Raw genomic sequence first — 24,872 nt, forward strand, 5'->3', positions numbered from 1 at the left:
AAGACCCGCGCCGGGGCCGAATGGGTGCGCACAATGGTCGAAGGGTCGACGCCGCTGGCCAAGGGGCGTGCCCGCCGCGTGGCGCTGGTCAACGAAACGCTGGATCAGGCGCGCGACGTCATGATTTTTGGCGAAAGTGGCATCCTGGCCTGTTCGCCCCCCGACCGTCGCCCCGAATGGCAGGCCACGCGCAAACGGCTGGTCTGGCCCAACGGGGCCGAGGCGCGGATTTTTTCCGCCAGCGATCCCGAAGCTCTGCGCGGCCCGCAGTTCGACGCGGCCTGGGTGGACGAACTGGCCAAATGGAAAAAGGCCGATGACACCTGGGACATGCTGCAATTCGCTCTGCGTCTGGGCGATGCGCCGCAGCAGGTCATCACCACGACGCCGCGCCCTCAGCCGCTGCTCAAGCGGGTGCTGAACCTGCCAAGCACGGTGATGACTCACGCGCCCACCCATGCCAACGCGGCCAATCTGGCCCCCAGTTTTCTGGCCGAGGTCGAAGCGCGCTATGCGGGCACCCAGTTGGGCAAGCAGGAACTGGAGGGCATGTTGACCGACGAGATCGAAGGCGCTTTCTGGGCCCCGGCCGACCTGGACGCGATCCGCATCGATGCCGCCCCCGCGCTGGATCGGATCGTGGTTGCGGTCGATCCGCCGGTCACCGGGCATGAGCGTTCGGACGCCTGCGGGATCGTCGTGGTCGGGGCGCAGCTGCCCGACGACAGGGGCGACTGGCGCGCGGTGGTGCTTGAAGATGCCACGGTGGAATCGGCCAGCCCGCTGAGCTGGGCGCAGGCCGCGGTGGACGCCGCCCGGCGCCACAACGCCGACCGTATCGTGGCCGAGGTGAACCAGGGCGGCGCGCTGGTCGAACAGATGATCCGCCAGATCGACCCGCTGGCCAGCTATACCGCTGTGCGCGCGCACAAGGGCAAGGCCGCGCGGGCCGAACCGGTGGCCGGGCTCTATGAACAGGGCAAGGTGCGCCATCTGCGCTCGCTTGAGAAACTGGAAGAACAGATGTGCCAGATGACCCGCGCGGGTTTTGAGGGCAAGGGCAGCCCGGACCGGGTCGATGCGTTGGTCTGGGCGATCACTGATTTGCTTCTCAATCGGGCGCAGGGCAACGGCCCGCGCATCCGCACCGCCTGAGGCGGCCCATCACACCACCAAAAGCCCCGTCCGAACAGGCGGGGCTTTTTGCTTTGTTCGCATGGGTTTGTGCCCACGCAACGCGCGGTGGCCTAAAGCGGCTTTAAGCCTTTGCGGCTATACCTGTTTTCACGCCACGCAGGCCACCGGCTTTCCGCGGCACACCCATGAGACCGAGACAGAATTTTGCCCTCTGCCCGCAGCTTTGCGTTCGGCGGAGCGGCCCGCCCGGGCGGATCCCGGGTTTGAACGATGGCACGAAGGAGCTCTTGAACAATGGTATTCGACTTCCTGCGACGCGGTGACAGTGCCCCGGCCGAGACCAAGGCGTCGGCGACCGGCCCCGTGATCGCCTATGCCAATTCGGGCCGCGTCGCCTGGAGCCCGCGCGACACCGTCAGCCTGACCCGCACCGGTTTTGCCGGCAACCCGGTTGGCTTTCGCTCGGTCAAGTTGATCGCCGAAGCCGCTGCCGCCCTGCCGCTGGTGTTGCAGAACGCCGAAACCCGCTTCGACGTGCACCCGCTGGTCAGCCTGATCGCCCGTCCGAACCCGATGCAGGGCCGCGCCGAGCTGATGGAATCGCTTTACGGCCAGATTCTGCTGTCGGGCAATGGATATGTCGAAGCCGTGGCCGATGACGCCGGCGCCCTGCGCGAGTTGCATGTGCTGCGCTCGGACCGCATGGCGGTGGTGCCCGGCGCTGATGGTTGGCCCGTCGCCTACGACTATTCGGTCGGCAATCGCAAACACCGTTTTGCCCTGGTCGAAGGGATGCCCTCGCCAATCTGTCACCTCAAGGCGTTCCACCCGCAGGACGATCACTATGGTCTGTCGCCGATGCAGGCCGCAGCCAGTGCGATTGACGTGCACAACAGCGCCAGCCGCTGGTCCAAGGCGCTGCTGGACAATGCCGCACGGCCCTCGGGCGCGATCGTCTATCAGGGCTCTGACGGGACAGGGACGCTGACCCCCGACCAATACGACCGGCTGCTGGCGGAAATGGAAACGTCGCACATGGGCGCGCGCAATGCAGGCCGCCCGATGCTGCTGGAGGGCGGGTTGGATTGGAAACCGATGGGGTTCAGCCCGTCGGACATGGAATTCCAGAAAACCAAGGATGCCGCCGCCCGCGAAATCGCGCTGGCCTTCGGCGTGCCGCCGATGCTGCTGGGGATCCAGGGTGATGCGACCTACGCCAACTACCAAGAGGCCAACCGCGCCTTTTACCGGCTGACCGTTTTGCCGCTGGTGTCCAAGCTGAGCGGGGCGATGGGCCACTGGCTGTCCGAACACATCGGCGAAGAAATGACGCTGAAACCCGATCTGGACCAGGTGCCGGCGCTGGCAGCCGAACGCGACGCGCATTGGGCGCGGGTGGCGGGCGCCGATTTCCTGAGCGTCGGTGAAAAGCGGGCCATGCTGGGCCTACCGCCGCTGCAAGAGGATGAAGATGCGGATGAAAGGGACTGATATGCCTGATATTTTAGACACCGGGCTTGAGCATAAGTTCGCCCGTCTGGGCGACGAGCTGACCGTGACCGACGGGGTGCTGATCGACGGCTATGCCAGTCTGTTCGGCCGCGTCGATCAGGGCGGTGACATCGTCAAAGCGGGGGCGTATGGCGCGTCGCTGAAACGGCTGGCGACGGGGGGGCGGCAGGTCAAGATGCTCTGGCAGCATGACCCGGCCCAGCCGATCGGGATCTGGGACGAGGTGCGCGAGGACGCGCGCGGTCTCTATGTCAAAGGGCGCCTTCTGACCGAAGTCGAGAAGGGCCGCGAAGCGGCGGCGCTGATTGCGGCGGGGGCGATTGACGGGCTGTCGATCGGCTATCGCACCAAGCGCGCCGAAAAGGATGGCAAGGGCCGGCGGCTCTTGTCCGAGCTGGAGCTTTGGGAAGTGTCGCTGGTGACTTTTCCGATGCTTCCTGATGCGCGCCTTGGCCAGCAGCAAAAGGGCGACACGCCCGAGTTTGCGGGCGAATGGATGCGTGATCTGGCGGCGGCCTTGCGGGGCGCCTCTGACCAGCTGGCCCAGGACGACACCTGAGCTGGCGACCTGACCTCAAACAGCAGGATCAATCAATGAGCAATACCGAGACAAAGGCTCGGGTCGCCACGGGCATGTCCGATGCGGCCCAGGGTCCGGCAGCCGATCTGAAAGGCGCGCTTGCCGGATTCGTCAACGACCTCAGGGCCTTCAAGGCCGAAGTGAAATCAGAAATCCAAAACCAGGAAGAGCGACTGACCATGCTTGATCGTAAGTCTTACACCCCCGGCCGTCCGGCCCTTGCCACCAGCGCCGACGTTGAGGCGCCGCATCAGAAAGCGTTCGAAGCTTATGTGCGCAGCGGCGACGATGACGGCCTGCGCGGCCTTGACCTAGACGGCAAGTCGATGGCGACATCCGTGAACGGCGATGGCGGCTATCTGGTCGACCAGCAGACCGCCGAAACGGTCAAGTCGGTCCTGAAATCCACCGCGTCGATCCGCCAGATCGCCAATGTGGTGAATGTCGAAGCGACCTCGTATGACGTGCTGATCGACAGCACCGACGTGGGCGCGGGCTGGGTGAACGAATCCGGCGCGCTGGCCGAAACCGACACCCCGACGATCGAACGCATTTCGATCCCGCTCTACGAACTGTCGGCCCTGCCCAAGGCCAGCCAGCGCCTGCTGGACGACAGCGCGTTCGACATCGAAAGCTGGCTTGCGGGGCGCATCGCGGACAAATTCTCGCGGTCCGAAGCCTCGGCCTTTATCAACGGTGACGGCGTCGACAAGCCCAAGGGCATCCTGTTCCACGCACAGGTCGCCAATGACAACTGGTCCTGGGGATCGCTGGGCTATGTTGCCACGGGCACCGATGGCGGGTTTGACGGTGCATCGCCTGCCGACGCGATCGTCGAACTGGTCTATGCCCTGGGCGCCCAGTACCGCGCCAACGGCACGTTCGTGATGAATTCGAAAACTGCCGGCGCCGTGCGCAAGCTGAAAGATGCCGACGGCCGTTTCTTGTGGTCCGACGGTCTGGCCGCGGGTGAACCTGCGCGCCTGATGGGCTATCCGGTGCTGGTTGCCGAAGACATGCCCGACATCGCCTCGGACGCTGCCGCGATCGCTTTTGGTGATTTCGCTGCCGGCTACACCGTGGCCGAGCGCCCCGACCTGCGCATCCTGCGCGATCCCTTCAGCGCCAAGCCGCACGTCCTGTTCTACGCCACCAAGCGCGTGGGCGGCGACGTCAGCGACTTTGCAGCGATCAAGCTGCTGAAATTCTCGGTCGCCTAAGCGCACCGAGATAACCCGCCCGACCCGTGTCTGCGGACCGGGAAGGGCGGGGATGGGTGCGCGCCGCTCGGGCTTTGGTCCGTCCTCGCGTTTCTAGCTGCTCCCCCTCCGTCTGAGTGCGCGGGAGGTGTGCACCCATCTTCCCGACGGAGGGAGCTGGAGCTTGGAGAAGACTGATGATGTTGATCGAGCAGACCACAGTGCCCAGCACGGCGCTACCGGTCGCCCAATTCAAAGATCACCTGCGCCTGGGGACAGGGTTTGCCGATGACGGCGTACAGGATGCGGTGCTCGAGACATACCTGCGCGCGGCTCTGTCCGCCATCGAGGCGCGCACGGGCAAGATCCTGCTAGAGCGCGACTTTGCCTGGTCCCTGACCGCCTGGCGCGATCTGGGCGCACAGGTGCTGCCCGTGGCCCCGGTCAGCGCGATCACGGCGCTGAAAATCACTGACCGGCTGGGCGTTGAAACCACGATTGATACCGCCCGCTATCGGCTGGAACCTGACACCCACCGCCCGCGCCTGGTCGCCACGTCGCTGGTGTTGCCGACGATCCCCGTGGCGGGCAGCGCCGAGATCGACTTTACCGCCGGGTACGGCCCTGCGTGGTCGGACATTCCTGCCGATCTGGGGCAGGCGGCCTTTTTGCTCAGCGCGCATTATTACGATCATCGCAGCGAAACCGGCATCGACGCGCAGGCGGTCCCCTTTGGGGTGAATGCGCTGCTGGAACGCTATCGCCAGGTGCGTCTGTTCGGGGGGCGGGGCTGATGGGGGGCGTGCACCTGACCCGCAAGCTGACGCTGGAAGAGGCCAGCCGCGCACCCGATGGCGCGGGCGGATATTCCGAGGCATGGACCCAGCTTGGCACGCTGTGGGCGGATGTGCGGGCCGGATCGGGCAGTGAGGCGGCGCAGGATTTCCTGATGGTGTCGCGGGTGCCATTCCGCGTGATCGTGCGCGCCGCGCCCCATGGCGCGCCCTCGCGGCCCAAGCCCGAACAGCGCTTTCGCGACGGCGCGCGTGTCATGCGCATCGTGTCGGTCGCCGAACACGATACGGGCGGGCGTTATTTGGTGTGCCGCGCCATCGAAGAGGAGGTTTCAGGATGAGTTACGGTGTCGCCGCCGCCCTGCAATCGGGCGTCTATTCTGCGCTGTCGGCTGACAGCGCCCTGGCCGCCTTGGTCGGGACAAACATCTTTGATGCCGCGCCCACGGGCACGGTGCCAGCGCTCTATGTCAGCCTCGGCCCCGAGGACGTGACAGACCGTTCCGACAAGGACGGCAGCGGGGCCAACCACGATTTCACCGTGTCCGTCGTAACCGACGCGGCCGGTTTCCAGACCGCCAAAGAGGTCGCCGCGGCTGTGTCCGACGTGCTGACCGGCGCGGCGCTGACGCTGACGCGCGGCACCTGCGTGGGGATCTGGTTCATGAATGCCAAGGCGCGGCGGGTCAAGGATGGCGCATCGCGCCGGATCGACCTGCGCTTTCGCGCCTATGTGACCGACAACTGATTAACCAAAGGACCAAGCACATGGCTGCTCAAAACGGCAAAGACCTTCTGATCAAGCTGGACATGACCGGCGCGGGATCGTTCGACACCATCGCAGGGCTGCGCGCCACGCGGATTTCCTTCAACGCGGAAAGCGTTGATGTGACCTCTCTGGAAAGCCAGGGCGGCTGGCGCGAGTTGCTGGGCGGCGCGGGCGTGAAAAGCGCGAATATCTCGGGCTCTGGCGTGTTCAAGGACGCGACGACAGATGAACGCGCGCGCCAGATCTTCTTTGATGGCGAAGTGCCCAATTTCCAGGTGATCATCCCCGATTTCGGCGTGGTCGAAGGCCCGTTCATGATCACGGCGGTCGAATATGCCGGATCGCACAGCGGCGAGGCGACGTATGATCTGTCGATGGCGTCGGCCGGTGCGCTGACCTTTACGGCGTTGTGATCCATGGCGAACCCCTACGCAGGTGAAGTGGCGCTGGTGCTGGATGGCAAACGCCATGTGCTCAAGCTGACCCTGGGCGCGCTGGCCGAGCTGGAAGCGACCTTGCGCGCCGACACTCTGGTGGCGCTGGTCGAACGCTACGAAAGCGGCGCCTATTCCACCCGCGACATGCTGGCGCTGATCGTGGCGGGCTTGCGCGGGGGGGGATGGGACGGCGACGCGGCCGACCTGTTGGCCGCCGACATTGAAGGTGGCCCGCTGGAAGCGGCGCGCGTTGCGGGCGCGCTTCTGGCCAGCGCCTTCACGGTGCCCGCATGAGCGGCGCGCAGGGGTTCGACTGGCCCGCTCTGATGCGGGCCGGGTTTCGCGGGCTGGGCCTGCGCCCCGACGAATTCTGGCGGCTCACCCCGGCAGAACTGTTGATGATGCTCGGCCAGGGCGCGACCAGCGCCCCGATGGGCCGAACCCGGCTTGAAGAGCTTGCGGCGGCCTTTCCCGACGCGAGCGAGACGAAAGGAAGCGACAAATGGACAGCCTGAACGGTCTGGACAGTTTTGACGACAAGGTCGAAGCGCTTGAAAACGCCATGGGCGGCGCGCAGGCCATGACCGCGGCCTTTGACCAGGAATTGCGGCGCATGCAGTCGACTATTGCCGACACAGGGCGCGAAGTCGCCGTCCTGGATCGCGGCATTTCAAACGGGCTCAAACGCGCGATCGACGGGCTGGTGCTGGATGGCGACACGCTGGCCGGGGCGCTGCGCGGGGTGGGCCAATCGATGCTGGATGCCGCCTATAACGCGGCCGTCAAACCGGTCGCGGGCCAGTTCGGCAAGATCCTGGCCGGCGGGGTCGAAGGCATCATCCAGGGCGCGCTGCCCTTTGCGAACGGCGGCGCCTTTACGCAAGGGCGCGTCATGCCCTTTGCCAATGGCGGGATCGTCAACAGTCCCACCCATTTTCCCATGCGCGGCGGCACGGGCCTGATGGGCGAAGCCGGACCAGAAGCGATCATGCCACTGACCCGCGGCGCGAACGGCAAGCTTGGCGTGCGCGCAGACGGCGGCGGCGGGGCGGTCAACGTGACGTTCAACGTTTCGACCCCCGATGTCGAAGGCTTCCGCCGCAGCCAATCGCAGATCGCAGCGCAAATGGCCCGTGTGATGGGCCGCGGCCAGCGCAACCGCTGACATAACGACCACGCACGGAGGGCCCGACATGACATTCCACGACATCAGATTTCCCGCAAACCTCAGCTTCGGCTCGGTCGGCGGCCCCGAACGGCGCACTGAAATCGTGACGCTGGCCAACGGGTTCGAAGAGCGCAACACGCCCTGGGCCCATTCGCGGCGCCGCTATGACGCGGGGCTGGGCATGCGCTCGCTCGAAGATATCGAGGCGCTGATCGCGTTTTTCGAAGCCCGCCAGGGCCAGGTTAACGGATTCCGCTGGAAGGACTGGTCGGATTACAAAAGCTGCCGTGCCGGCGCGGCGGTGTCCCATGACGATCAGATCATCGGCGTGGGCAACGGCGAAGCGACGCAGTTCCAGCTGGTCAAGACCTATGCCTCGGGCGAGGCGCGCTATGAGCGCCCCATCAAGAAACCCGTCAGCGGCACCGTGCTGGTGGCCGTCGATGGGGCGCAGGTGTTCGAGGCGGTCGACTGGTCGGTTGACCTGAGCGCAGGCGTGATCACCTTTTTCAACCCGCCCGGCGACGGCGCGCAGATCACCGCCGGGTTCGAATTCGACGTGCCGGTGCGCTTTGACACCGACCGGATCGCCACGTCTGTCGCGTCGTTCCAGGCCGGCGAAGTGCCCAGCGTGCCCGTGGTCGAGGTGCGGGTCTGATGGCTATGATCGATACTCTTCAGGCACATATGGCCTCGGGGCTGGCAACGACATGCCGGTGCTGGGCCGTGACACGCAGCGACGGGGTGGTGCACGGGTTCACCGACCACGACATGGATCTCAGCTTTGATGGCGTGACCTTCCGGGCCGACACCGGGCTGACGGCGCAGGCGCTGGAACAATCGACCGGCCTGTCGGTGGACAACACCGAAGCGATCGGCGCGTTGTCATCCGTGTCGATCAGCGAAGCGGACATTCGCGCCGGCCGTTACGACGGGGCCGAAGTGCGCGCCTGGCTGGTGAACTGGGCCGATCTGGGCCAGCGCATCGAACAGTTTCGCGGCACGATTGGCGAAATCGTGCGCAAGGGCCCGGCATTTCAGGCCGAATTGCGCGGTCTGGCCGAAGTGCTGAACACGCCGCAGGGGCGGATCTATCAAAAGCCCTGCGCCGCCGTTCTGGGCGATGCACGTTGCGGGTTTGACACCGATCAGATCGGCTATTTTGCTGAAATCGCCGTGGATGCGATGCAAGAGGATCGCATTTTGACATTTTCGGCGTTGGACGGGTTCGATGATCGCTGGTTCGAGCGCGGCGCGCTGATCGTCCAGACCGGCGCGGCGGCCGGGCTGCGCGGCGCGATCAAGAATGACCGTGCGCAAGGCACAACGCGCCAGGTCGAGCTATGGGAAAGCCTGCGCGCCACCCTGGCGCCCGGTGATCGCGTAAAACTGGTGGCGGGCTGCGACAAGCGCGCCGAAACATGCCGGCTGAAATTCAACAACTTCGAGAACTTTCAGGGGTTCCCTCATATCCCCGGCGAAGACTGGCTGATGGCCGTTCCGCGCCGCGACGGCGTCAACGACGGCGGGAGCCTTGATCAATGAGCGTCATTGTCACAGCGGCGCGCGGCTGGATCGGCACGCCCTATATCCACCAGATGAGCTGCAAGGGCGCGGGCTGTGATTGCCTGGGCCTGATCCGCGGCATCTGGCGCCAGATTCACGGCGCCGAACCCACGGCGGTGCCCGCCTATACCCCCGACTGGTCCGAGCCGCAGGGCGACGAGGCGCTCTGGCGCGCCGCGGCCACCCATCTGCGCGAAAAGCCAGTGGCGCAGCGCGCGCCGGGCGATGTGATCCTGTTTCGCATGACGCGCGGCGCAGTGGCCAAACATCTGGGCGTGGTGGGGCAAATCGCCCCGCAGCCCACTTTCATTCATGCCTATAGCGGGCACGGGGTGGTCGAAAGCCCCCTGTCGGCCCCTTGGGCGCGCCGCATTGCGGCCTGTTTCGCATTCCCCACCCAGGAGGTCTGAGCCATGGCGACCATCGTACTTTCGGCTGTCGGTGCGGCAGCGGGCGCATCTGTCGGCGGGGGCGTTCTGGGCCTGTCGTCGGTCGTGATGGGCCGGGCTGTCGGCGCCATGGTGGGCCGCGCGATCGATCAACGCATTCTGGGCAGCGGCGCGCAAGCCGTTGACCATGGCCGGCTGGACCGTCTGCGCCTGACCGGGGCGTCCGAAGGCGCGCCGCTGGGGCAGGTCTATGGCCGGATGCGCATGGCAGGCCAGGTGATCTGGGCCAGCCGCTTTCAGGAACACACCTCCACCTCGGGTGGCGGTGGCAAAGGCATGCCGTCCGGTCTACGCGTCACCGAATATTCCTATTCGGTATCGATGGCGATCGCCCTGTGCGAGGGCGAGATTACCCGCGTGGGCCGGATCTGGGCGGACGGGGTGGAAATCGCCACCGCCGACCTGCCGATCCGTGTCTATAAAGGCAGCGCCGCGCAGATGCCCGATCCCAAGATCGAAGCCGTCGAAGGCGCGGGCATGGCCCCGGCTTATCGCGGCACCGCCTATGTGGTGTTCGAAGATCTGGACCTGTCGCCCTATGGCAACCGGGTGCCCAATTTCACCTTTGAGGTGTTCCGCCCCGCGCAGCCGGGCACCGAAACCAGCGACATCGCGCGCACGGTCCAGGCCGTGGCGATGATCCCCGGCACCGGCGAATACGCGCTGGCGACAGAACCGGTGAACTATGACGGGGGACCGGGCGTCAAGCGCCCCGCGAACCTCAATTCGCCGTCTGGAATGACGGATTTTTCCACCTCGCTCACGGCGCTCAGCGAAGAGCTGCCCGCGTGCGGCTCGACTTCGCTTGTGGTGTCGTGGTTCGGCGACGATCTGCGCTGCGGATCCTGCAGTGTGCGCCCCAAGGTCGAACAGGCCGGCGAAGACGGCGATACGATGCCATGGCGCGTGTCGGGCGAAACCCGTACCACCGCGCCGCTGATCGCGCGCGACAGCGAAGGCAATTCGATCTATGGCGGCACGCCCGCCGATGCGTCCGTTATCCAGGCAATCAAAGCGCTGCAAGACGCGGGCCAGGCGGTGATGTTCTATCCGTTCATCCTGATGGACCAGATGGCGGGCAACGGGCTGACCGACCCGTGGTCAGGCGCCTCTGATCAGCCGCCCTTGCCGTGGCGCGGGCGCATCACCACATCGCTGGCGCCGGGCCTGCCCGGATCGCCCGACCAAAGTGCCACCGCCGACGCTGAAGTGGCGGCCTTCTTTGGCACCGCGCAACCGGGAGATTTCACCGTTTCGGACGGGGTGGTCAACTATGCCGGCCCCGCCGAATGGTCGCTGCGCCGGATGATCTTGCACTATGCCCACCTGTGCGCCGCCGCAGGCGGGGTCGAGGCGTTCTGCATCGGCAGTGAAATGCGCAGCCTGACCCAGATCCGCGGTGCATCGGGCTTTCCGGCGGTGGCTCAACTCATCCAGCTGGCCAGCGACGTGCGCGCCATCCTGCCGGATGCGAAAATCAGCTATGCTGCGGACTGGACGGAATATTTCGGCTATCAACCGCCCGAAGGCGGGATGCTCTATCACCTTGATGCGCTCTGGGCCGATGCCAACATCGACTTCATCGGCATCGACAATTACATGCCCCTGTCGGACTGGCGCGACGATGACGACCAGGCCGACGCGCACTATGGGTCGATCTATAACCTGGACTATCTCAAGGCCAATATCGAAGGCGGCGAGGGGTATGATTGGTACTACGGCGCGCCCGAACACCGCGAGGCGCAGATCCGCACCCCCATCACCGATGGCGAAGGCGAACCGTGGGTCTGGCGCTACAAGGACATCCGCAACTGGTGGGCCAACGACCATCACGAACGCATTGCGGGCGCGCGCATGGAAACGCCCACCGATTGGGTGCCGGGATCGAAACCGATCTGGTTCACCGAACTGGGCTGCGCTGCCATCGACAAGGGCACGAACGAGCCGAACAAGTTCCTCGATCCCAAGTCGTCCGAAAGCGCGCTGCCGCGCTATTCGTCCGGACGGCGCGATGATTTCATCCAGATGCAGTACATCCGTGCGATGCATGAATACTGGCGTGATCCGGCGAACAATCCGGTGTCCGATGAATACGGCGGGCCGATGCTGGACATGAGCCGCGCCCATGTCTGGGCCTGGGACGGGCGGCCCTATCCGCAGTTCCCTGCTGCCGGCGATGTCTGGTCGGATGGCGAAAACTATGCGCGTGGGCACTGGCTGAATGGGCGCTCCAACGCGCGGGCCCTGTCGGACGTGGTGGGCGAAATCTGCCGCCGGTCCGGGCTGCCTGGCGACGCCATCGACACCACCCAGCTTTACGGGCTGGTGCGCGGCTATAGCGTGGGCGATGTCGACAGCGCGCGCGCCGCCTTGCAGCCGCTGATGCTGGCCCACGGGATCGAGGCGATTGAACGCGACGGCAAGATGATCTTTCGCACCCGGACCGGCAAGGCCAGCGCGCAGATCACGCTGGACAACCTGGCCGTCAGTGACGAATTGGCCAGCGCCGTCGAACTGGGCCGCGCCGCCGCGCCCGAAGTGGCGGGCCGCGTGCAGCTGAGCTTTGTCGAGGCCGACGCCGACTATGGCGTGCGCGCCGAAGAAGCAGTGTTCCCCGGCGATGACAGCCGCACCGTGGCCCAATCGGAATTGCCGCTGGCCCTGACCCGGGCCGAAGGGCGGCAGATCACCGAACGCTGGCTGAACGAGGCGCGCGTCGCCCGCGACACGGCCCGATTTGCCCTGCCGCCGTCCCGCCTGACGGTGGGCGCGGGGGACGTGGTGGAACTGGACGCGGGGGCGGGTGCGTCGCTCTGGCGGATCGACCATGTCACGAACGCCGGCGCCCTGTTGTGCGAGGCAGTGCGCGTCGAGCCGGGCATCTACGCGCCCTCCGATGCCACCGAAGACCTGCCGACGATCCGGCCTTTTGCCGCGCCGATCCCGGTGCTGCCGCTGTTCCTGGACCTGCCGCTGATCAGCGGCGACGAAGTGCCCCATGCGCCGCATGTGCTGGCGACATCGCGGCCCTGGCCAGGCTCGGTCGCGGTCTATGGATCGGCGACGGACGCGGGGTACGAATTGAACCGGCTGTTGTCGGTTGCCGCCACCGTCGGGGTCACTGACAATGCGCTGAACGCCGCGCCGGCGGGCCTGTGGGACCGCGGGCCTGCGCTGCGGGTCAAGCTGATCAGTGGCACGCTTTCTTCGGCCACGCGTGATGCGGTGCTTAACGGCGAAAACCTGATCGCCATTGGCGACGGCACGCCGGACAACTGGGAATTGCTGCAATTTGCCGAAGCCGCGCTGGTCGGCGATCAAACCTATGAGCTGCGCACACGGCTGCGCGGGCAGGGCGGCACCGACGCGCTGACGGGCGACTGGCCTGCGGGCAGCTATGTGGTGCTGATCAACGGCGCGCTGCAACAGCTTGATCTGGCGTCTTCGGCGCGGGGGCTGGCGCGCAACTACCGGATCGGTCCGGCGCAGCGGCCCTATTCGGACCCCAGCTATGAACATCGCACCCTGGCCTTTGACGGTATCGGGTTGCGCCCACTGGCGCCCGTGCACCTGCGCGCGCGCTCCAGTGGCGCGGACACCGTCCTGACCTGGGTGCGCCGTTCACGCATTGATGCGGACAACTGGGCGGCGCTGGACGCGCCCCTGGGCGAGGCAAGCGAGGCTTACCTGATCCGCGTGATCCAGTCGAACGCAGTGCTGCGCGAAGACACCAGCACCGCACCCACATGGACCTATGACGCCGCAATGAAAGCCAGCGATGGCATAAGCGGCGCCTACACGATTGAAATTGCCCAGATTTCCGAAAGCTTCGGGCCGGGCCTGTTCAGAAGGATTGATCTTGATGGCTGATACATCCCGCCTTTCCCTGCCGCTGGTTGCCCCAGCTCAGGCCCAGAAACATGTCACCGTAAACGAGGCGTTCGCGCGTCTGGACGGGCTGGTGCAACTGGTGTTGCAATCGGTCAGCACAAGCGTGCCGCCGCTCAGCGCCGCCGAGGGCGACTGTTGGTTCGTGCCCGTCGGCGCGGTGAACGATTGGGCCGGGCAAGACGGCCAGATCGCGCTGTTCATCAGCGGCGGGTGGGCCTTTGTGCCGGCCCAGGCTGGCTTTCGCGCCTATATCGCCGATGAAGGCCGCCACGCCGACTACGACGGCAGTGCCTGGGTCAGCGGTGTGGCGGCAAGTTCGCCCAATGGGGCGGCCTTCGTGCACGAGGTGATCGAATATGACCATACCCTGACGGCTGGGGCCACGTCGTCGCTGTCGCTGGCGTTGCCTGCGCAATCCATCGTTTACGGCGTCACGGGCCGGGTAATCACGCAAATCACCGGCGCCGCCACCAGCTTTCGGGTCGGCGTGGCCGGGTCGGACAACCGATATGGTTCGGGATTGGGCCTGGCGGCGGGGTCGTGGTTGCGCGGGCTGACCGGCACGCCGATCACCTATTACGCGGACGAAGACCTGGTGTTCACGGGCGAAGGCGGTGGTTTCACTGCCGGCGCGGTGCGCGTCGCGGTGCATCTGGCCCGGTTGACCATCCCGAACTGATCCACGCGATCTCTGCCGAAAACGCCCGCGCCACCGGTTGCGGGCGTTTTTCTGTGCGTGCCTGAGTCTCTGGCCCCAACTTGCGAAGGGGACCGGGGCGGCCTGAATGAAGCGGATGGTTGAGTTGATGGTGGGCCGCCTGTCAGCGGGCGAGGGCCGTAACCGAAAAATTGCAAAATAAAATAATGCATTGCGACCCAAACTTCGCGCAATATACACGCATCGTCAAAGGGACTGATTGCTTGTCCGGCGCGGTCCGCCACCGCTGTGCATCGCGCCGGGCCTGTGTGGCGTCGACCATGGATTGCGGCAGAAGTGCATCCCGGCGCGCCATGCGTCCCACAGACTGTTGATCCAGCGTCCTATGAATTGCCAATGACGATGTAAAACCCAAGTCTAGTCAAATGCTTGTAGGTCAAAGTTCAACCAATCCGCCTGTGTCCCAAGCCACGTATCACGGTCTTTCCTTTTCCATTTCACGCCTTTGAACTTTGAGCCATAATGCTATCTGGTGTATGAGCTGGGTCAGCAAAGGGATTGAGACATGGCCAAAACGCAACGACTCGCCGAACTGGACCCGGTCTGGGAACGCATCACAGACGAGGCGCACGCCGCCGTGCGGAACGAACCGCTTCTTGGCGGCATGGTCCATGCCTGCGTGTTGCATCACAGTTCACTTGAAGGGGCGCTGGCCTATCGTGTGTCGCAAAAACTGGCCAGCAACGAAATGGGCGAACAGCTGATCCGCGAAATCGCGGACGACGCCTATGCCGCCGATCCCACGCTGCTTGAGGCGGCGCGATCCGACATCGCCGCCGTCTACGAGCGTGACCCGGCCTGCCATCGCTTCATCCACCCGCTGCTCTATTTCAAGGGGTTCCAGGCGATCCAATCGTACCGGATCGGCCATTGGCTGTGGAGCCAAGGGCGCGAGGATCTGGCCTATTTCATCCAGATGCGCGTGTCCGAACAGTTCGGCGTCGATATCCACCCCGCCGCCCGTGTGGGCAAAGGCATCTTTCTGGATCACGCCCATTCGATCGTTTTTGGCGAGACGGCCGTGGTGGGTGATAACGTGTCGATCCTGCATTCGGTCACGCTGGGCGGGACCGGCAAGGAAGACGAAGATCGCCACCCCAAGATCGGCGATGGTGTGCTGATCGGGGCCGGCGCCAAGGTGCTGGGCAATATCAGAATCGGCTGCTGTTCGCGGATTGCGGCCGGGTCGGTCGTGCTGCATGACGTGCCGCCAAACACCACCGTCGCCGGTGTGCCTGCCAAGGTGGTGGGCGAGGCCGGGTGCAGCCAGCCTTCTGTCAGCATGAACCAGCTGCTTGGCGTTCAGGGCGATAAATAGCGCCTGCCACGCCTTGGCCAACTGATCGCAAGCGCCTTGGGTTTTACCGCCGTACAACCAGGTCCGCGATCCAGTCCATCGCTGGTTTTTCCCTGTAAACAGGGGTAGACAGCGCCCGCAGGCCCGGGTTTTGCAGCAGATCACAAACCCCAAAGCCGCCCCGAAATCGGGACGGCTTGGCTGAGGTGTCGTGCCGTGGGCGCGCGGGCGTATTAGGCCAGCATCGCCATCGGGTTTTCCAGATTTTCGGTGATCGCGGCCAGCAATTTGGCCCCGAGCGCCCCGTCGATCACCCGGTGATCGACCGACAGGGTGACGGACATGACCGTCGCGGTGGTCAGTTCCCCATCCTTGCCGACGATGGGTTTCTTGATCCCGGCGCCCACGGCCAGGATCGCCCCGTGCGGCGGGTTGATCACCGCGTCGAAGTTGTCGATGCCGAACATGCCAAGGTTCGATACCGCGAAACTGCCGCCCTGATATTCATGCGGGGCCAGCTTGCGATCGCGGGCACGGGCGGCCAGGTCTTTCATCTGGGCCGACAGCGCCGACAGCGATTTCATTTCGGCATCTTGAATGACGGGGGTGAAAAGCCCCCCTTCGATGGCCACGGCCACCGCCACGTCCGAGGCGGTCAGCTTGAGCACCCGGTCGCCGGCCCATACCGCATTGGCATCGGGCACCTGTTGCAGCGCCAGCGCGCAGGCCTTGATGATAAAATCGTTGACCGACAGCTTGACGCCCCGGTCCGCCAGCGTCGCATTCAAGTCGGCGCGGAATTTCAGCAGCGCGTCCAGCTTGATGTCGCGGCGCAGATAGAAATGCGGGATGGTCTGTTTGGCTTCGGTCAGGCGGGCGGCGATGATCTTGCGCATGCCGTCCAGCTTGATCTCTTCGTAATCGCGCCCTTCGTACATCTTGATGACGGTGTTTGCGTCCATACCTGCGGGCATCGCGGGTTTGGCGCCGGCTGATGGCGCGGATGCAGCGGGTGATGTGGCGTCGACGGCCTTGGCGGCGCCGGTGGTTTCTGTGGTTTTAGCGGTGTCGGTGGCCGTGGCGCTTTCCACGTCGGCCTTGACGATGCGCCCCTTCGGCCCCGAGCCGGTGATTGTGGTCAGGTCCAGACCCTTTTGTTCGGCGATGCGGCGTGCCAGGGGCGAGGCAAAGATGCGCTGGCCGTCCTTGACCGGCGCGGCCGGGGCAGGGGTGTCGGCCTGGGCCTGGGCCTGGGCGGGGAATGCCTGCGCCTCTTTCGGGGCCGGGGTGGAAGCAGGGGCAGAAGGTTCGGCCGGGGTCGCCTGCGCGTCGGCCTTGCCGCTGCCTGCGTCAATGTCATCGACGCTTTCGCCTTCGCCCAGCAGGACGGCGATGGCGGTATTCACCTTGACCCCTTCGCTGCCTTCGGGGATCAGGATCTTGCCGATCACACCTTCGTCGACAGCTTCAAATTCCATCGTTGCCTTGTCGGTTTCGATTTCGGCCAGAAGATCGCCCGCGGATACGGTGTCACCTTCCTTGACCAGCCATTTGGCCAGCGTTCCTTCCTCCATCGTGGGGGACAGGGCGGGCATCAGGATTTCTGTTGGCATGGTGGTCCCCCCTCAGCGATATGTGACTTGTTTCACAGCGTCGATCACCTCGGCGGTGGTCACCAGCGCGTGTTTTTCAAGGTTGGCCGCATAGGGCATGGGCACGTCCTTGCCGGTCAGGTTGATGACCGGTGCGTCCAGCCAGTCAAAGGCGTTCTGCATGATGTAGGCGGACAGGTGATTGCCGATACTGGCGACGGGCCAGCCTTCTTCCACGGTGACGCAGCGGTTGGTTTTCTGGATACTGGCGATGATCGTGTCATAGTCGAGCGGGCGCAGGGTGCGCAGGTCGATCACCTCGGCGCTGATGCCGTCCTTGGCCAGCGCCTCGGCCGCTTCTAGCGCATAGGTCATGCCGATGCCAAAGCTGACGATGGTCACATCTTCGCCTTCGCGCCAGATGCGGGCTTTGCCGAAGGGCACGGTGAAATCATCCATCACGGGCACGTCGAACGACTTGCCATACAGGATTTCGTTTTCCAGGAAAATCACCGGGTTGGGGTCGCGGATCGCGGTTTTCATCAGGCCTTTTGCGTCCGACGCCGAATAGGGCATCGCAACCTTGAGACCGGGGATCTGCGCGTACCACGCGGCATAGTCCTGGCTGTGCTGGGCGCCGACGCGGGCGGCCGCGCCATTGGGGCCACGAAAGACCATCGGCGCGCCCATCTGCCCGCCAGACATATAGAGCGTCTTGGCGGCCGAGTTGATGATCTGGTCGATCGCCTGCATGGCAAAATTGAAGGTCATGAATTCGACGATGGGGCGCAGGCCGCCAAAGGCCGCGCCGACGCCGACGCCGGCAAAGCCGTGTTCGGTGATCGGCGTGTCAATTACGCGCTTGGCGCCAAATTCGTCCAGCAGTCCCTGGCTGATCTTGTAGGCGCCCTGGTATTCGGCCACTTCTTCGCCCATCAGGAATACGGTGTCGTCGCGGCGCATTTCTTCGGCCATGGCGTCACGGATGGCTTCGCGGACGGTCGTCTGCTTGACCTTGGTGTCTTCGGGCCAGTCGGGTTCGATCCGGGCCGGTTTGACGGGCGCGGCCGGCGCGGATGACGCAGGTTGCTGCGCGTGGGCGTGCCCCGCAGATCCGCCTTCGGAAGCCACTTGATCGTCTGCCTGATCGCCTGTGTCGTCGCCGGCCTGATCGCCCGCCTTGGCGGACGGCGCACTGGCCGCGGCGTCGATATCATCCGCGCTTTCACCTTCTTCCAGCAATACGGCAATAGGCGTGTTCACCTTGACCCCTTCGCTGCCTTCAGCAACCAGGATCTTGCCGATCACACCTTCGTCCACGGCTTCGAATTCCATCGTCGCCTTGTCGGTTTCAATTTCGGCGATGATATCGCCCGAAGTTACGGTGTCGCCTTCCTTGACCAGCCATTTGGCAAGGGTGCCTTCTTCCATCGTGGGCGAGAGGGCGGGCATGAGCAGTTCTGTGGGCATGATCGTGTCTTCTCCCTCAGGCGTTTTGCGGTATGTCGTCGGCGTAGATGTCGGTCCAGAGCTCTTCAAGGGCGGGCTCGGGGCTGTCTTTCGAAAACTCGGCGGCGGCATTCACGACGCCCTTGATCTCTTTGTCGATCGCCTTGAGATCGTCTTCCGAGGCATGTTTGCCCGACAGCAGCATGGCGCGAACGGCCTCGATCGGGTCGCGTTCCTCGCGCATTTTCTGCACCTCTTCGCGGGTGCGGTACTTGGCCGGGTCCGACATCGAATGGCCGCGATAGCGATAGGTTTTAACTTCCAGGATATAGGGGCCTTTTCCAGCGCGGCAGTGCGCGACGGCTTTTTCACCGGCATCCTTGACGGCCAGCACGTTCATCCCGTCGACGATTTCGCCCGGGATTCCAAAGGCTTCGCCCCGTTTGTAGATTTCCTGGGACGAGGTTGATCGCGCCTGCGCCGTGCCCATGGCATACTGGTTGTTTTCGATCACGAAGACCACCGGCAGCTTCCACAGGGCGGCCATGTTGAAGGTCTCATAGACCTGGCCCTGGTTTGCAGCGCCGTCGCCGAAATAGGTGAACGTGACGCGCCCGTTGCCTTTGTACTGGTCGGCAAAGGCCAGCCCCGCGCCCAGCGGCACCTGCGCGCCCACGATCCCATGCCCGCCGTAGAAGTGCTTTTCGCGGCTGAACATATGCATCGAACCGCCCTTGCCCTTGGAATAGCCGCCGTCGCGCCCGGTCAGTTCGGCCATGACGCCTTTGGGGTCCATGCCGCAGGCCAGCATGTGCCCATGATCGCGGTAGGACGTGATGCGCTTGTCACCGTCATCGGCGGCCGCTTCCAGCCCCACGACAACCGCTTCCTGACCGATATAAAGATGGCAGAACCCGCCAATCAGGCCCATGCCATAAAGTTGCCCGGCCTTTTCTTCGAATCGACGGATCAGAAGCATGTCGCGGTAATAGGCGAGCAATTCTTCCTTGGAAGTGTTTGCTTTTGCTGAGGTTTTGCGCGCTGCCATGCGGGCACCTCCCTGTGGCTGCTGGTATGGTTTAATGTTAAACTATTTAATACCGCAGGCGCGCAAAGATTGCACATGAATTTTCTGTAGCCGCTGGGTTGCCACTGGGATGGCGGCTATGCAGGCAAAATCTGGCTGTGGGCTGACTGTGGGCTGGCCGTGGGCAAAAGAGGGGCTGGCTGTGGACTGGCTGTGGGCAGGCTATGGGGGCGTGCCGTCAGCGAATGACGATTTCATCTGAGCGGATCATGCCCAGCACGTCACGGGCTTGCTCGTCGAGCAGGTCAAGATCGAGAAAGTCATCCGACAGGCGCCGGGTCTTGTTGCGCATCTCGGCAATTTCCAGATCCAGGCGCTGGACTTCCGCTTCCAGTTCGGCGGCTTCGGCCTCGATCTGAACCCGGCGGAAAAGGCCGAAATCACCCTGCACCGAGGCAAAGGCGAAATAGGTGCCGAGGGAAAACACCACCACGAAATACACAACCACGCCCAGACCGGGCCGCTTGCGGGGATGCGCTGCGTGAAAGAACGCCATGAAAACCGCCTGCTTCTAACTGCCACGCGCCTCTGCGGACGCTATGTCAGGACTATGACACAGGCGATTCGCCAAGTGAATCCCCTAAATCGGGGGAGGCAGCGTTTCCCGGCAATTAGTTCTCGGGCAAAAAGTTTCCGGGCAAAAAGGTCCCCGAAAAAAAGGGGGCCGATTGCCCCCTTTGGCCTGCGGCCAGTCCCCCAATGGGTGCTTTGATCGCAAGCCGGCCGCTTTGGGTCAGGCCTTGCCCTTGTAGATGTCGACCAGTTGGCTGAGCATGGAAAGCGCATCGGCGCGGTCGCGCTGAAAGCTGTTGCGCCCAATGATCGACCCGTTGCCGCCGCCGTCACGGATGGCGCGGGCATCGTCATAAACGCTGTCGGCGCCTTTCTTGGCCCCGCCCGAAAATACCATGATCCGGCGCCCACCAAAGGCGCTGTCCATGCAATGGGCGACGCGCTTGGCCTGGGTCGAGATGTCGATGCCCTGTTCTTCATAGACCTTCTTGGCCTCGGGCAGCATCAGGTGGTCGGTCGAAAGTTTGATCTTGATGATATGGGCGCCGATCAGGGCGGCGATCTGGGCGGCATAGGCGGCCACGTCGATGGCGGTTTCACCGTCTTTGGTGATGGCTTCGCCGCGCGGGTAAGACCAGATCACGGTGGGAATGCCCACGGCGGCGGCTTGCTTGCGCAGCTCGACGATCTCTTCGAACATGTCCAGCGCGCAGTCCGATCCGGGGTAGATGGTAAAGCCGATGGCCGCGCAGCCCAGACGCTGGGCGTCCGATACGGATGCGGTCACGGCCTGGTTCTTGCCGGCGGTGTCGGACATCAGCGAATTGGCCGAGTTCATTTTCAGGATCGTCGGGATCTGCCCCGCGTAGGTGTCGGCGCCCGCTTCGAGCATGCCCAGCGGCGCAGCATAGGCATTCAGCCCGGCGTCGATCGCCAGTTGGTAGTGGTAATGCGGGTCATAGCCCGGTGCGTTCGGGGCGAAGCTGCGGGCGGGGCCGTGTTCGAACCCCTGATCGACGGGCAGGATGATCATCTTGCCCGTGCCGCCCAGTTTTCCTTCCATCAGCATGCGGGCCAGGTTGGCCTTGGTGCCGGGGTTGTCGCTCTCGTAATTGGCGAGGATCTTCTGGACGATGCGGGTGGTTTTCATGGATTATGCCCTTGCAGCTGTCGTTACGAAATACCTGTCGGTGGACATACCAGCCGCGTGGGGCTGTGCAACGGTGGTTACGCTAACAATGGTGGAGTTTGCGCTAACGATCCGGGTTCGCAGGAAACAATGGTGGATTTTGGACAAAAAGACCGCAGGCCAGGAAACGGCGGAAAACCGCAAAGTGCGTGCTCACAGGGCCCGCAATACCGCCTGCATACCGTCTGCGCGGCCCCGATTTTGCGCCGGGCTCGCGCGCGTCGGACGGCGGTTGTGGTGCCCCGGACATGCGGGCCATCGCGCCATTTTTCGATGCGCCGGAAACCTGCGTTCAGCCGATCAGTGCTCCAGTGCGGCGACGCCGGGCAGGGTCTTGCCCTCCATCCATTCCAGAAATGCGCCGCCAGCGGTCGAGATATAGGTGAAATCGTCAGCCGCGCCGGACTTGTTCAGCGCCGCCACCGTGTCTCCGCCCCCCGCGACCGACACCAGCCGCCCGTCGCGGGTCAATTGCGCGGCCTTGGCGGCGGCGGCGTTGGTGGCCGTGTCGAAGGGTTCGATTTCAAACGCGCCCAGCGGGCCGTTCCAGATCAGCGTCTTGCACTGACCGAAAATCTCGGTGATCCGTTCGACCGACTTCGGGCCTGCGTCCAGGATCATCGCGTCCGCCGGGCAGGCATCGACGCCGACCACTTCGCTTTCGGCCCCGGCCTTGAACTCGCGCGCCACGACCACGTCGCCGGGCAGGATGATCTCGCATCCCACTTCGCCCGCCGCCTTGAGGATATCGAGCGCGGTGGCGCCGAGATCATGTTCGCACAGTGATTTGCACACATCGACCCCTTCGGCGGCCAGGAAAGTGTTGGCCATACCGCCGCCGATCACAAGGTAGTCGACCTTGCGCACCAGATTCGACAGAAGGTCCAGCTTGGTCGACACCTTGGCGCCGCCAACCACGGCGACCACGGGGCGGTCGGGTTGGCCCAGGGCAGATTCCAGGGCGGTCAGTTCGGCCTGCATCAAGCGGCCCGCGCATGACGGCAGCAGCTTGGCCACGCCTTCGGTCGAGGCATGGGCGCGGTGCGCGGCCGAAAACGCATCGTTACAATAGACGCTGGCCAAGGCAGCCAGTTCGGCGGCAAAGGCAGGGTCGTTTTTCTCTTCGCCGGGGTTGAAACGCAGGTTTTCCAGCAACAGCACCTGACCCGGTTCCAGCGCGGACACCCAGGCCTTGTTGGGCTTTTCGTTCGGATCGGCAAAGATCACCGGCACGTCCAGCGCCTTGCGCAGCGCATCAAGCGTCACGCGCAGGCTCAGGTCAGGGACGACCTGCCCCTTGGGGCGGCCGAAATGCGCCGCCAGCACGGGTTTTCCGCCCTTGTCCAGGATATCCTTGATGGTGGGTACGATCCGCTCGATGCGGGTGGCGTCGGTGACCTTGCCGTTTTCTACGGGCACGTTGATATCGACCCGCGTCAGCACAGTCTTGCCGTCCAGGTCCATGTCGTCGAGCGTTTTCCAGGCCATGTGTCTATCCCTTTTTCGGCAGTGTCCCCCTGTATAGGCCCGATCTGCGGGCCCGCGTCAACTCCGCCCTTTCGCTTGCCCGCCCATGCGCTTAGTGTGCGCGCGAGATGAGCATAGGAGGCGCCAGATGGCCGATATCAAAGATCCCGAGAACACCGTTATCATCGAGCTCAAGGACGGCCCCGTCGTGATCGAGCTGCTGGCCGACGTGGCCCCAAAGCACGCCGAGCGGATGAAGGAACTGGCGCGCTCGGGGGCGTATGACAACGTCGCCTTTCACCGGGTGATCGACGGATTCATGGCGCAAACGGGCGATGTGGCCAACGGCAACATGGAAAACAACTTCAACATCCGCATGGCCGGAACCGGGGCGTCAGACCTGCCCGATCTGGCGGCGGAATTTTCCAAGCTGCCGCATGATCGCGGCACGCTGGGCGCGGCGCGCTCGTCCAACCCGGATTCAGCCAATTCGCAGTTCTTCATCAACTTTTCGGACAACCATTTCCTGAACGGGCAGTACACCGTTTATGGCCGTGTGATCAGCGGGATGGAGCATGTGGACAAGATCGCGCGCGGCGAGCCGCCGATGAACCCTGACCGGATGATCAGCGTCAAGGTGGCCGCCGATGCGTAAGCTGGCGTTTGCCTTTGCTTTGCTGGCCGGCCCGGCGATGGCAACGGGGATTGAAATCGACGTGGCGGGCGAGGGCGCCAATGGCACCATCGCGATCGACCTGTTCGAAGATGTGGCCCCCCGCCATGTCGAACGCATCACCACGTTGGCCGAACAGGGCGCATATGATGATGTTGTGTTCCACCGCGTGATTGACGGGTTCATGGCCCAGACGGGCGATGTGGAATTCGGCAAGCAGGGCGGCGACATGCGCCGCGCGGGCATGGGCGGATCGGATATGCCAGACCTGCCGGCCGAATTTTCGGACCAGCCGTTCGACGTGGGCGTGGTTGGCATGGCCCGCTCGCAAAACCCGGACAGTGCCAATTCGCAGTTCTTCATCATGTTCGCCCCGGCGCCGCATCTGAACGGGCAATACACCGTTGTGGGCAAGGTGACCGCTGGGCACGATGTGGTCGATGCGATCAAACGCGGCACCGGGCGCAACGGCGCGGTGGTGGGTCAGCCCGACCGGATGACCGCCGTTCGCGTCACCCAATAACGTCACGCCCCGGCGGGCAAACCCGCCGGGGCAACCCATTACGGACCGCACAGCCGCGCCAGTGGCCCAGGTGCCGTCCGGGGCGCGCACGCCCGACAAAACACACGTTGTTCCAGCCAATGCCTTTAATCGCGGGGCAGGGCGGGCGGCGCCAATCACCAATCAATTGCCGCCTTGTCTGTTTCGACCATTTCGATTTTCGTCATGGCCGTGGGCATCACAGCAATTGGCACCCGGCGATTTCCGGTCAAACTGAACGCGTGTGACGCACTGCGGCATATTCGGTGCATATCAGGGCTTGAATAGCTGGCCGTAAGAACATATTCATAAATTTGAGTATGAAATCGCGGACACATGATCCGCCACTCTTGGGAAAATGGAAATGAGCAATCGCACAACCGGCGCCGCGGAGCGCTTTGCAAAATGATCGAAACGCAATTCACACCCTATGCCGCGGTGATCGGCGGCACGCTGATCGGGCTGGCCTCTGTCCTGCTGATGGCGATGAACGGGCGCATTTTTGGCGCCACCGGCATTTTGGCCGGCTTTCTTTCACCGGCCTCATCGTCGGAATGGACATGGCGCGCCTTTTTGCTGGCCGGCATGGTGACCGGACCGGTTGCGTTGATGGCCCTGACCGGTGACTGGCCCGTGATCCAGGTGCCGATGTCGACGCTGCAGATGATCGTCGGCGGCGTGATCGTGGGGGTCGGCGTGACCTATGGATCGGGCTGCACCTCGGGGCATGGGGTCTGCGGCATGGCGCGGCTGAGCCCGCGTTCGATCGCCGCCACGATGACCTTCATGCTGTTCACTTTCATCACGGTTTACGTGATGCGCCACGTGATTGGGGGATAACGCC

26 protein-coding genes are annotated in these 24,872 nt (G+C 64.2%); 20 read left to right on the forward strand and 6 right to left on the reverse strand.

The genetic code is table 11. The features are described from left to right. The 17 genes from ACP2AV_RS06005 to cysE all read left to right on the forward strand — a co-directional run. On the forward strand, nt 1-1,155 hold a 1,155-nt coding region (locus tag ACP2AV_RS06005; RefSeq protein WP_426371790.1), incomplete at its 5' end, for a DNA-packaging protein. 276 nt (nt 1,156-1,431) lie between these two features. Beyond that, a complete protein-coding gene (locus tag ACP2AV_RS06010) occupies nt 1,432-2,628 on the forward strand; it encodes a phage portal protein (protein ID WP_426371791.1) in 1,197 nt (398 codons plus the stop codon). A gap of 1 nt (nt 2,629) precedes the next feature. Then, nucleotides 2,630-3,208, forward strand: a complete 579-nt coding sequence (locus ACP2AV_RS06015; RefSeq protein ID WP_426371792.1) for an HK97 family phage prohead protease — start codon at nt 2,630-2,632, stop codon at nt 3,206-3,208. A gap of 35 nt (nt 3,209-3,243) precedes the next feature. Beyond that, a complete protein-coding gene (locus tag ACP2AV_RS06020) occupies nt 3,244-4,449 on the forward strand; it encodes a phage major capsid protein (protein WP_426371793.1) in 1,206 nt (401 codons plus the stop codon). 176 nt (nt 4,450-4,625) lie between these two features. After that, nucleotides 4,626-5,222: a head-tail connector protein gene (locus ACP2AV_RS06025; protein ID WP_426371794.1), complete on the forward strand. Its 597-nt coding sequence runs from the start codon at nt 4,626-4,628 to the stop codon at nt 5,220-5,222. Further along, entirely contained in the window at nt 5,222-5,563 is a 342-nt protein-coding gene (locus ACP2AV_RS06030) for a head-tail adaptor protein (RefSeq protein WP_426371795.1), read from the forward strand. The genes ACP2AV_RS06025 and ACP2AV_RS06030 overlap by 1 nt, the downstream gene beginning before the upstream one ends. Further along, a complete protein-coding gene (locus ACP2AV_RS06035; RefSeq protein WP_426371796.1) occupies nt 5,560-5,970 on the forward strand; it encodes a DUF3168 domain-containing protein in 411 nt (136 codons plus the stop codon). The genes ACP2AV_RS06030 and ACP2AV_RS06035 overlap by 4 nt, the downstream gene beginning before the upstream one ends. 20 nt (nt 5,971-5,990) lie before the next feature. Continuing rightward, entirely contained in the window at nt 5,991-6,404 is a 414-nt protein-coding gene (locus ACP2AV_RS06040) for a phage major tail protein, TP901-1 family (protein ID WP_426371797.1), read from the forward strand. Between the two features lie 3 nt (nt 6,405-6,407). Then, nucleotides 6,408-6,722 (forward strand): gene transfer agent family protein, encoded by a 315-nt coding sequence (locus tag ACP2AV_RS06045; RefSeq protein ID WP_426371798.1) that lies wholly within the window; start codon nt 6,408-6,410, stop codon nt 6,720-6,722. Then, on the forward strand, nt 6,719-6,943 hold the full coding sequence (locus ACP2AV_RS06050; protein WP_426371799.1) for a rcc01693 family protein: 225 nt from the start codon (nt 6,719-6,721) through the stop codon (nt 6,941-6,943). The genes ACP2AV_RS06045 and ACP2AV_RS06050 overlap by 4 nt, the downstream gene beginning before the upstream one ends. Beyond that, the gene (locus tag ACP2AV_RS06055; RefSeq protein WP_426371800.1) at nt 6,931-7,593 is read left to right on the forward strand and encodes a phage tail tape measure protein; all 663 of its coding nucleotides are present in this window, start codon (nt 6,931-6,933) and stop codon (nt 7,591-7,593) included. Before ACP2AV_RS06050 ends, ACP2AV_RS06055 begins: the two co-directional genes overlap by 13 nt. 28 nt (nt 7,594-7,621) lie before the next feature. Beyond that, entirely contained in the window at nt 7,622-8,254 is a 633-nt protein-coding gene (locus ACP2AV_RS06060) for a phage distal tail protein, Rcc01695 family (RefSeq protein ID WP_426371801.1), read from the forward strand. After that, nucleotides 8,254-9,141 carry a DUF2163 domain-containing protein gene (locus tag ACP2AV_RS06065; protein WP_426371802.1) on the forward strand — a complete coding sequence of 296 codons (888 nt, stop codon included), beginning with the start codon at nt 8,254-8,256 and terminating at the stop codon, nt 9,139-9,141. The genes ACP2AV_RS06060 and ACP2AV_RS06065 overlap by 1 nt, the downstream gene beginning before the upstream one ends. Then, a complete protein-coding gene (locus tag ACP2AV_RS06070) occupies nt 9,138-9,572 on the forward strand; it encodes an NlpC/P60 family protein (RefSeq protein WP_426371803.1) in 435 nt (144 codons plus the stop codon). Before ACP2AV_RS06065 ends, ACP2AV_RS06070 begins: the two co-directional genes overlap by 4 nt. A 3-nt stretch (nt 9,573-9,575) precedes the next feature. After that, nucleotides 9,576-13,481 carry a baseplate multidomain protein megatron gene (locus ACP2AV_RS06075; RefSeq protein ID WP_426371804.1) on the forward strand — a complete coding sequence of 1,302 codons (3,906 nt, stop codon included), beginning with the start codon at nt 9,576-9,578 and terminating at the stop codon, nt 13,479-13,481. Next, nucleotides 13,474-14,181, forward strand: a complete 708-nt coding sequence (locus ACP2AV_RS06080) for a DUF2793 domain-containing protein (RefSeq protein WP_426371805.1) — start codon at nt 13,474-13,476, stop codon at nt 14,179-14,181. The genes ACP2AV_RS06075 and ACP2AV_RS06080 overlap by 8 nt, the downstream gene beginning before the upstream one ends. 544 nt (nt 14,182-14,725) lie before the next feature. Continuing rightward, nucleotides 14,726-15,538: a serine O-acetyltransferase gene (gene cysE, locus ACP2AV_RS06085; RefSeq protein WP_426371806.1), complete on the forward strand. Its 813-nt coding sequence runs from the start codon at nt 14,726-14,728 to the stop codon at nt 15,536-15,538. 212 nt (nt 15,539-15,750) lie between these two features. Here the strand turns inward: cysE and ACP2AV_RS06090 are convergent, their stop codons facing one another. The 6 genes from ACP2AV_RS06090 to ACP2AV_RS06115 form a co-directional block, all read right to left on the reverse strand. Continuing rightward, on the reverse strand, nt 15,751-17,130 hold the full coding sequence (locus tag ACP2AV_RS06090) for a pyruvate dehydrogenase complex dihydrolipoamide acetyltransferase (protein ID WP_426371807.1): 1,380 nt from the start codon (nt 17,128-17,130) through the stop codon (nt 15,751-15,753). 12 nt (nt 17,131-17,142) lie between these two features. Further along, entirely contained in the window at nt 17,143-18,579 is a 1,437-nt protein-coding gene (locus ACP2AV_RS06095; protein WP_426371808.1) for a pyruvate dehydrogenase complex E1 component subunit beta, read from the reverse strand. A gap of 16 nt (nt 18,580-18,595) precedes the next feature. Next, nucleotides 18,596-19,606 (reverse strand): pyruvate dehydrogenase (acetyl-transferring) E1 component subunit alpha, encoded by a 1,011-nt coding sequence (gene pdhA / locus ACP2AV_RS06100; protein WP_426371809.1) that lies wholly within the window; start codon nt 19,604-19,606, stop codon nt 18,596-18,598. A gap of 217 nt (nt 19,607-19,823) precedes the next feature. Then, a complete protein-coding gene (locus ACP2AV_RS06105) occupies nt 19,824-20,141 on the reverse strand; it encodes a septum formation initiator family protein (protein WP_426371810.1) in 318 nt (105 codons plus the stop codon). Between the two features lie 237 nt (nt 20,142-20,378). Next, nucleotides 20,379-21,308 carry a class I fructose-bisphosphate aldolase gene (locus ACP2AV_RS06110; RefSeq protein ID WP_426371811.1) on the reverse strand — a complete coding sequence of 310 codons (930 nt, stop codon included), beginning with the start codon at nt 21,306-21,308 and terminating at the stop codon, nt 20,379-20,381. Between the two features lie 339 nt (nt 21,309-21,647). Continuing rightward, complete coding sequence (locus ACP2AV_RS06115) at nt 21,648-22,835, reverse strand: phosphoglycerate kinase (protein ID WP_426371812.1); 1,188 nt, start codon at nt 22,833-22,835, stop codon at nt 21,648-21,650. Between the two features lie 127 nt (nt 22,836-22,962). On the opposite strand from ACP2AV_RS06115, the gene ACP2AV_RS06120 reads away from it, so the two are divergent. From ACP2AV_RS06120 to ACP2AV_RS06130, 3 genes are all read left to right on the forward strand, one after another. Then, complete coding sequence (locus ACP2AV_RS06120; protein ID WP_426371813.1) at nt 22,963-23,469, forward strand: peptidylprolyl isomerase; 507 nt, start codon at nt 22,963-22,965, stop codon at nt 23,467-23,469. After that, nucleotides 23,462-24,010: a peptidylprolyl isomerase gene (locus ACP2AV_RS06125; RefSeq protein WP_426371814.1), complete on the forward strand. Its 549-nt coding sequence runs from the start codon at nt 23,462-23,464 to the stop codon at nt 24,008-24,010. Before ACP2AV_RS06120 ends, ACP2AV_RS06125 begins: the two co-directional genes overlap by 8 nt. 354 nt (nt 24,011-24,364) lie before the next feature. Continuing rightward, nucleotides 24,365-24,868: a YeeE/YedE family protein gene (locus tag ACP2AV_RS06130; RefSeq protein ID WP_426371815.1), complete on the forward strand. Its 504-nt coding sequence runs from the start codon at nt 24,365-24,367 to the stop codon at nt 24,866-24,868. Nucleotides 24,869-24,872: the final 4 nt, after the last annotated feature.

The organism is Aliiroseovarius sp. PTFE2010 (assembly GCF_049943335.1).
In the GTDB taxonomy this organism is placed as follows: Bacteria; Pseudomonadota; Alphaproteobacteria; order Rhodobacterales; family Rhodobacteraceae; genus JBNFVY01.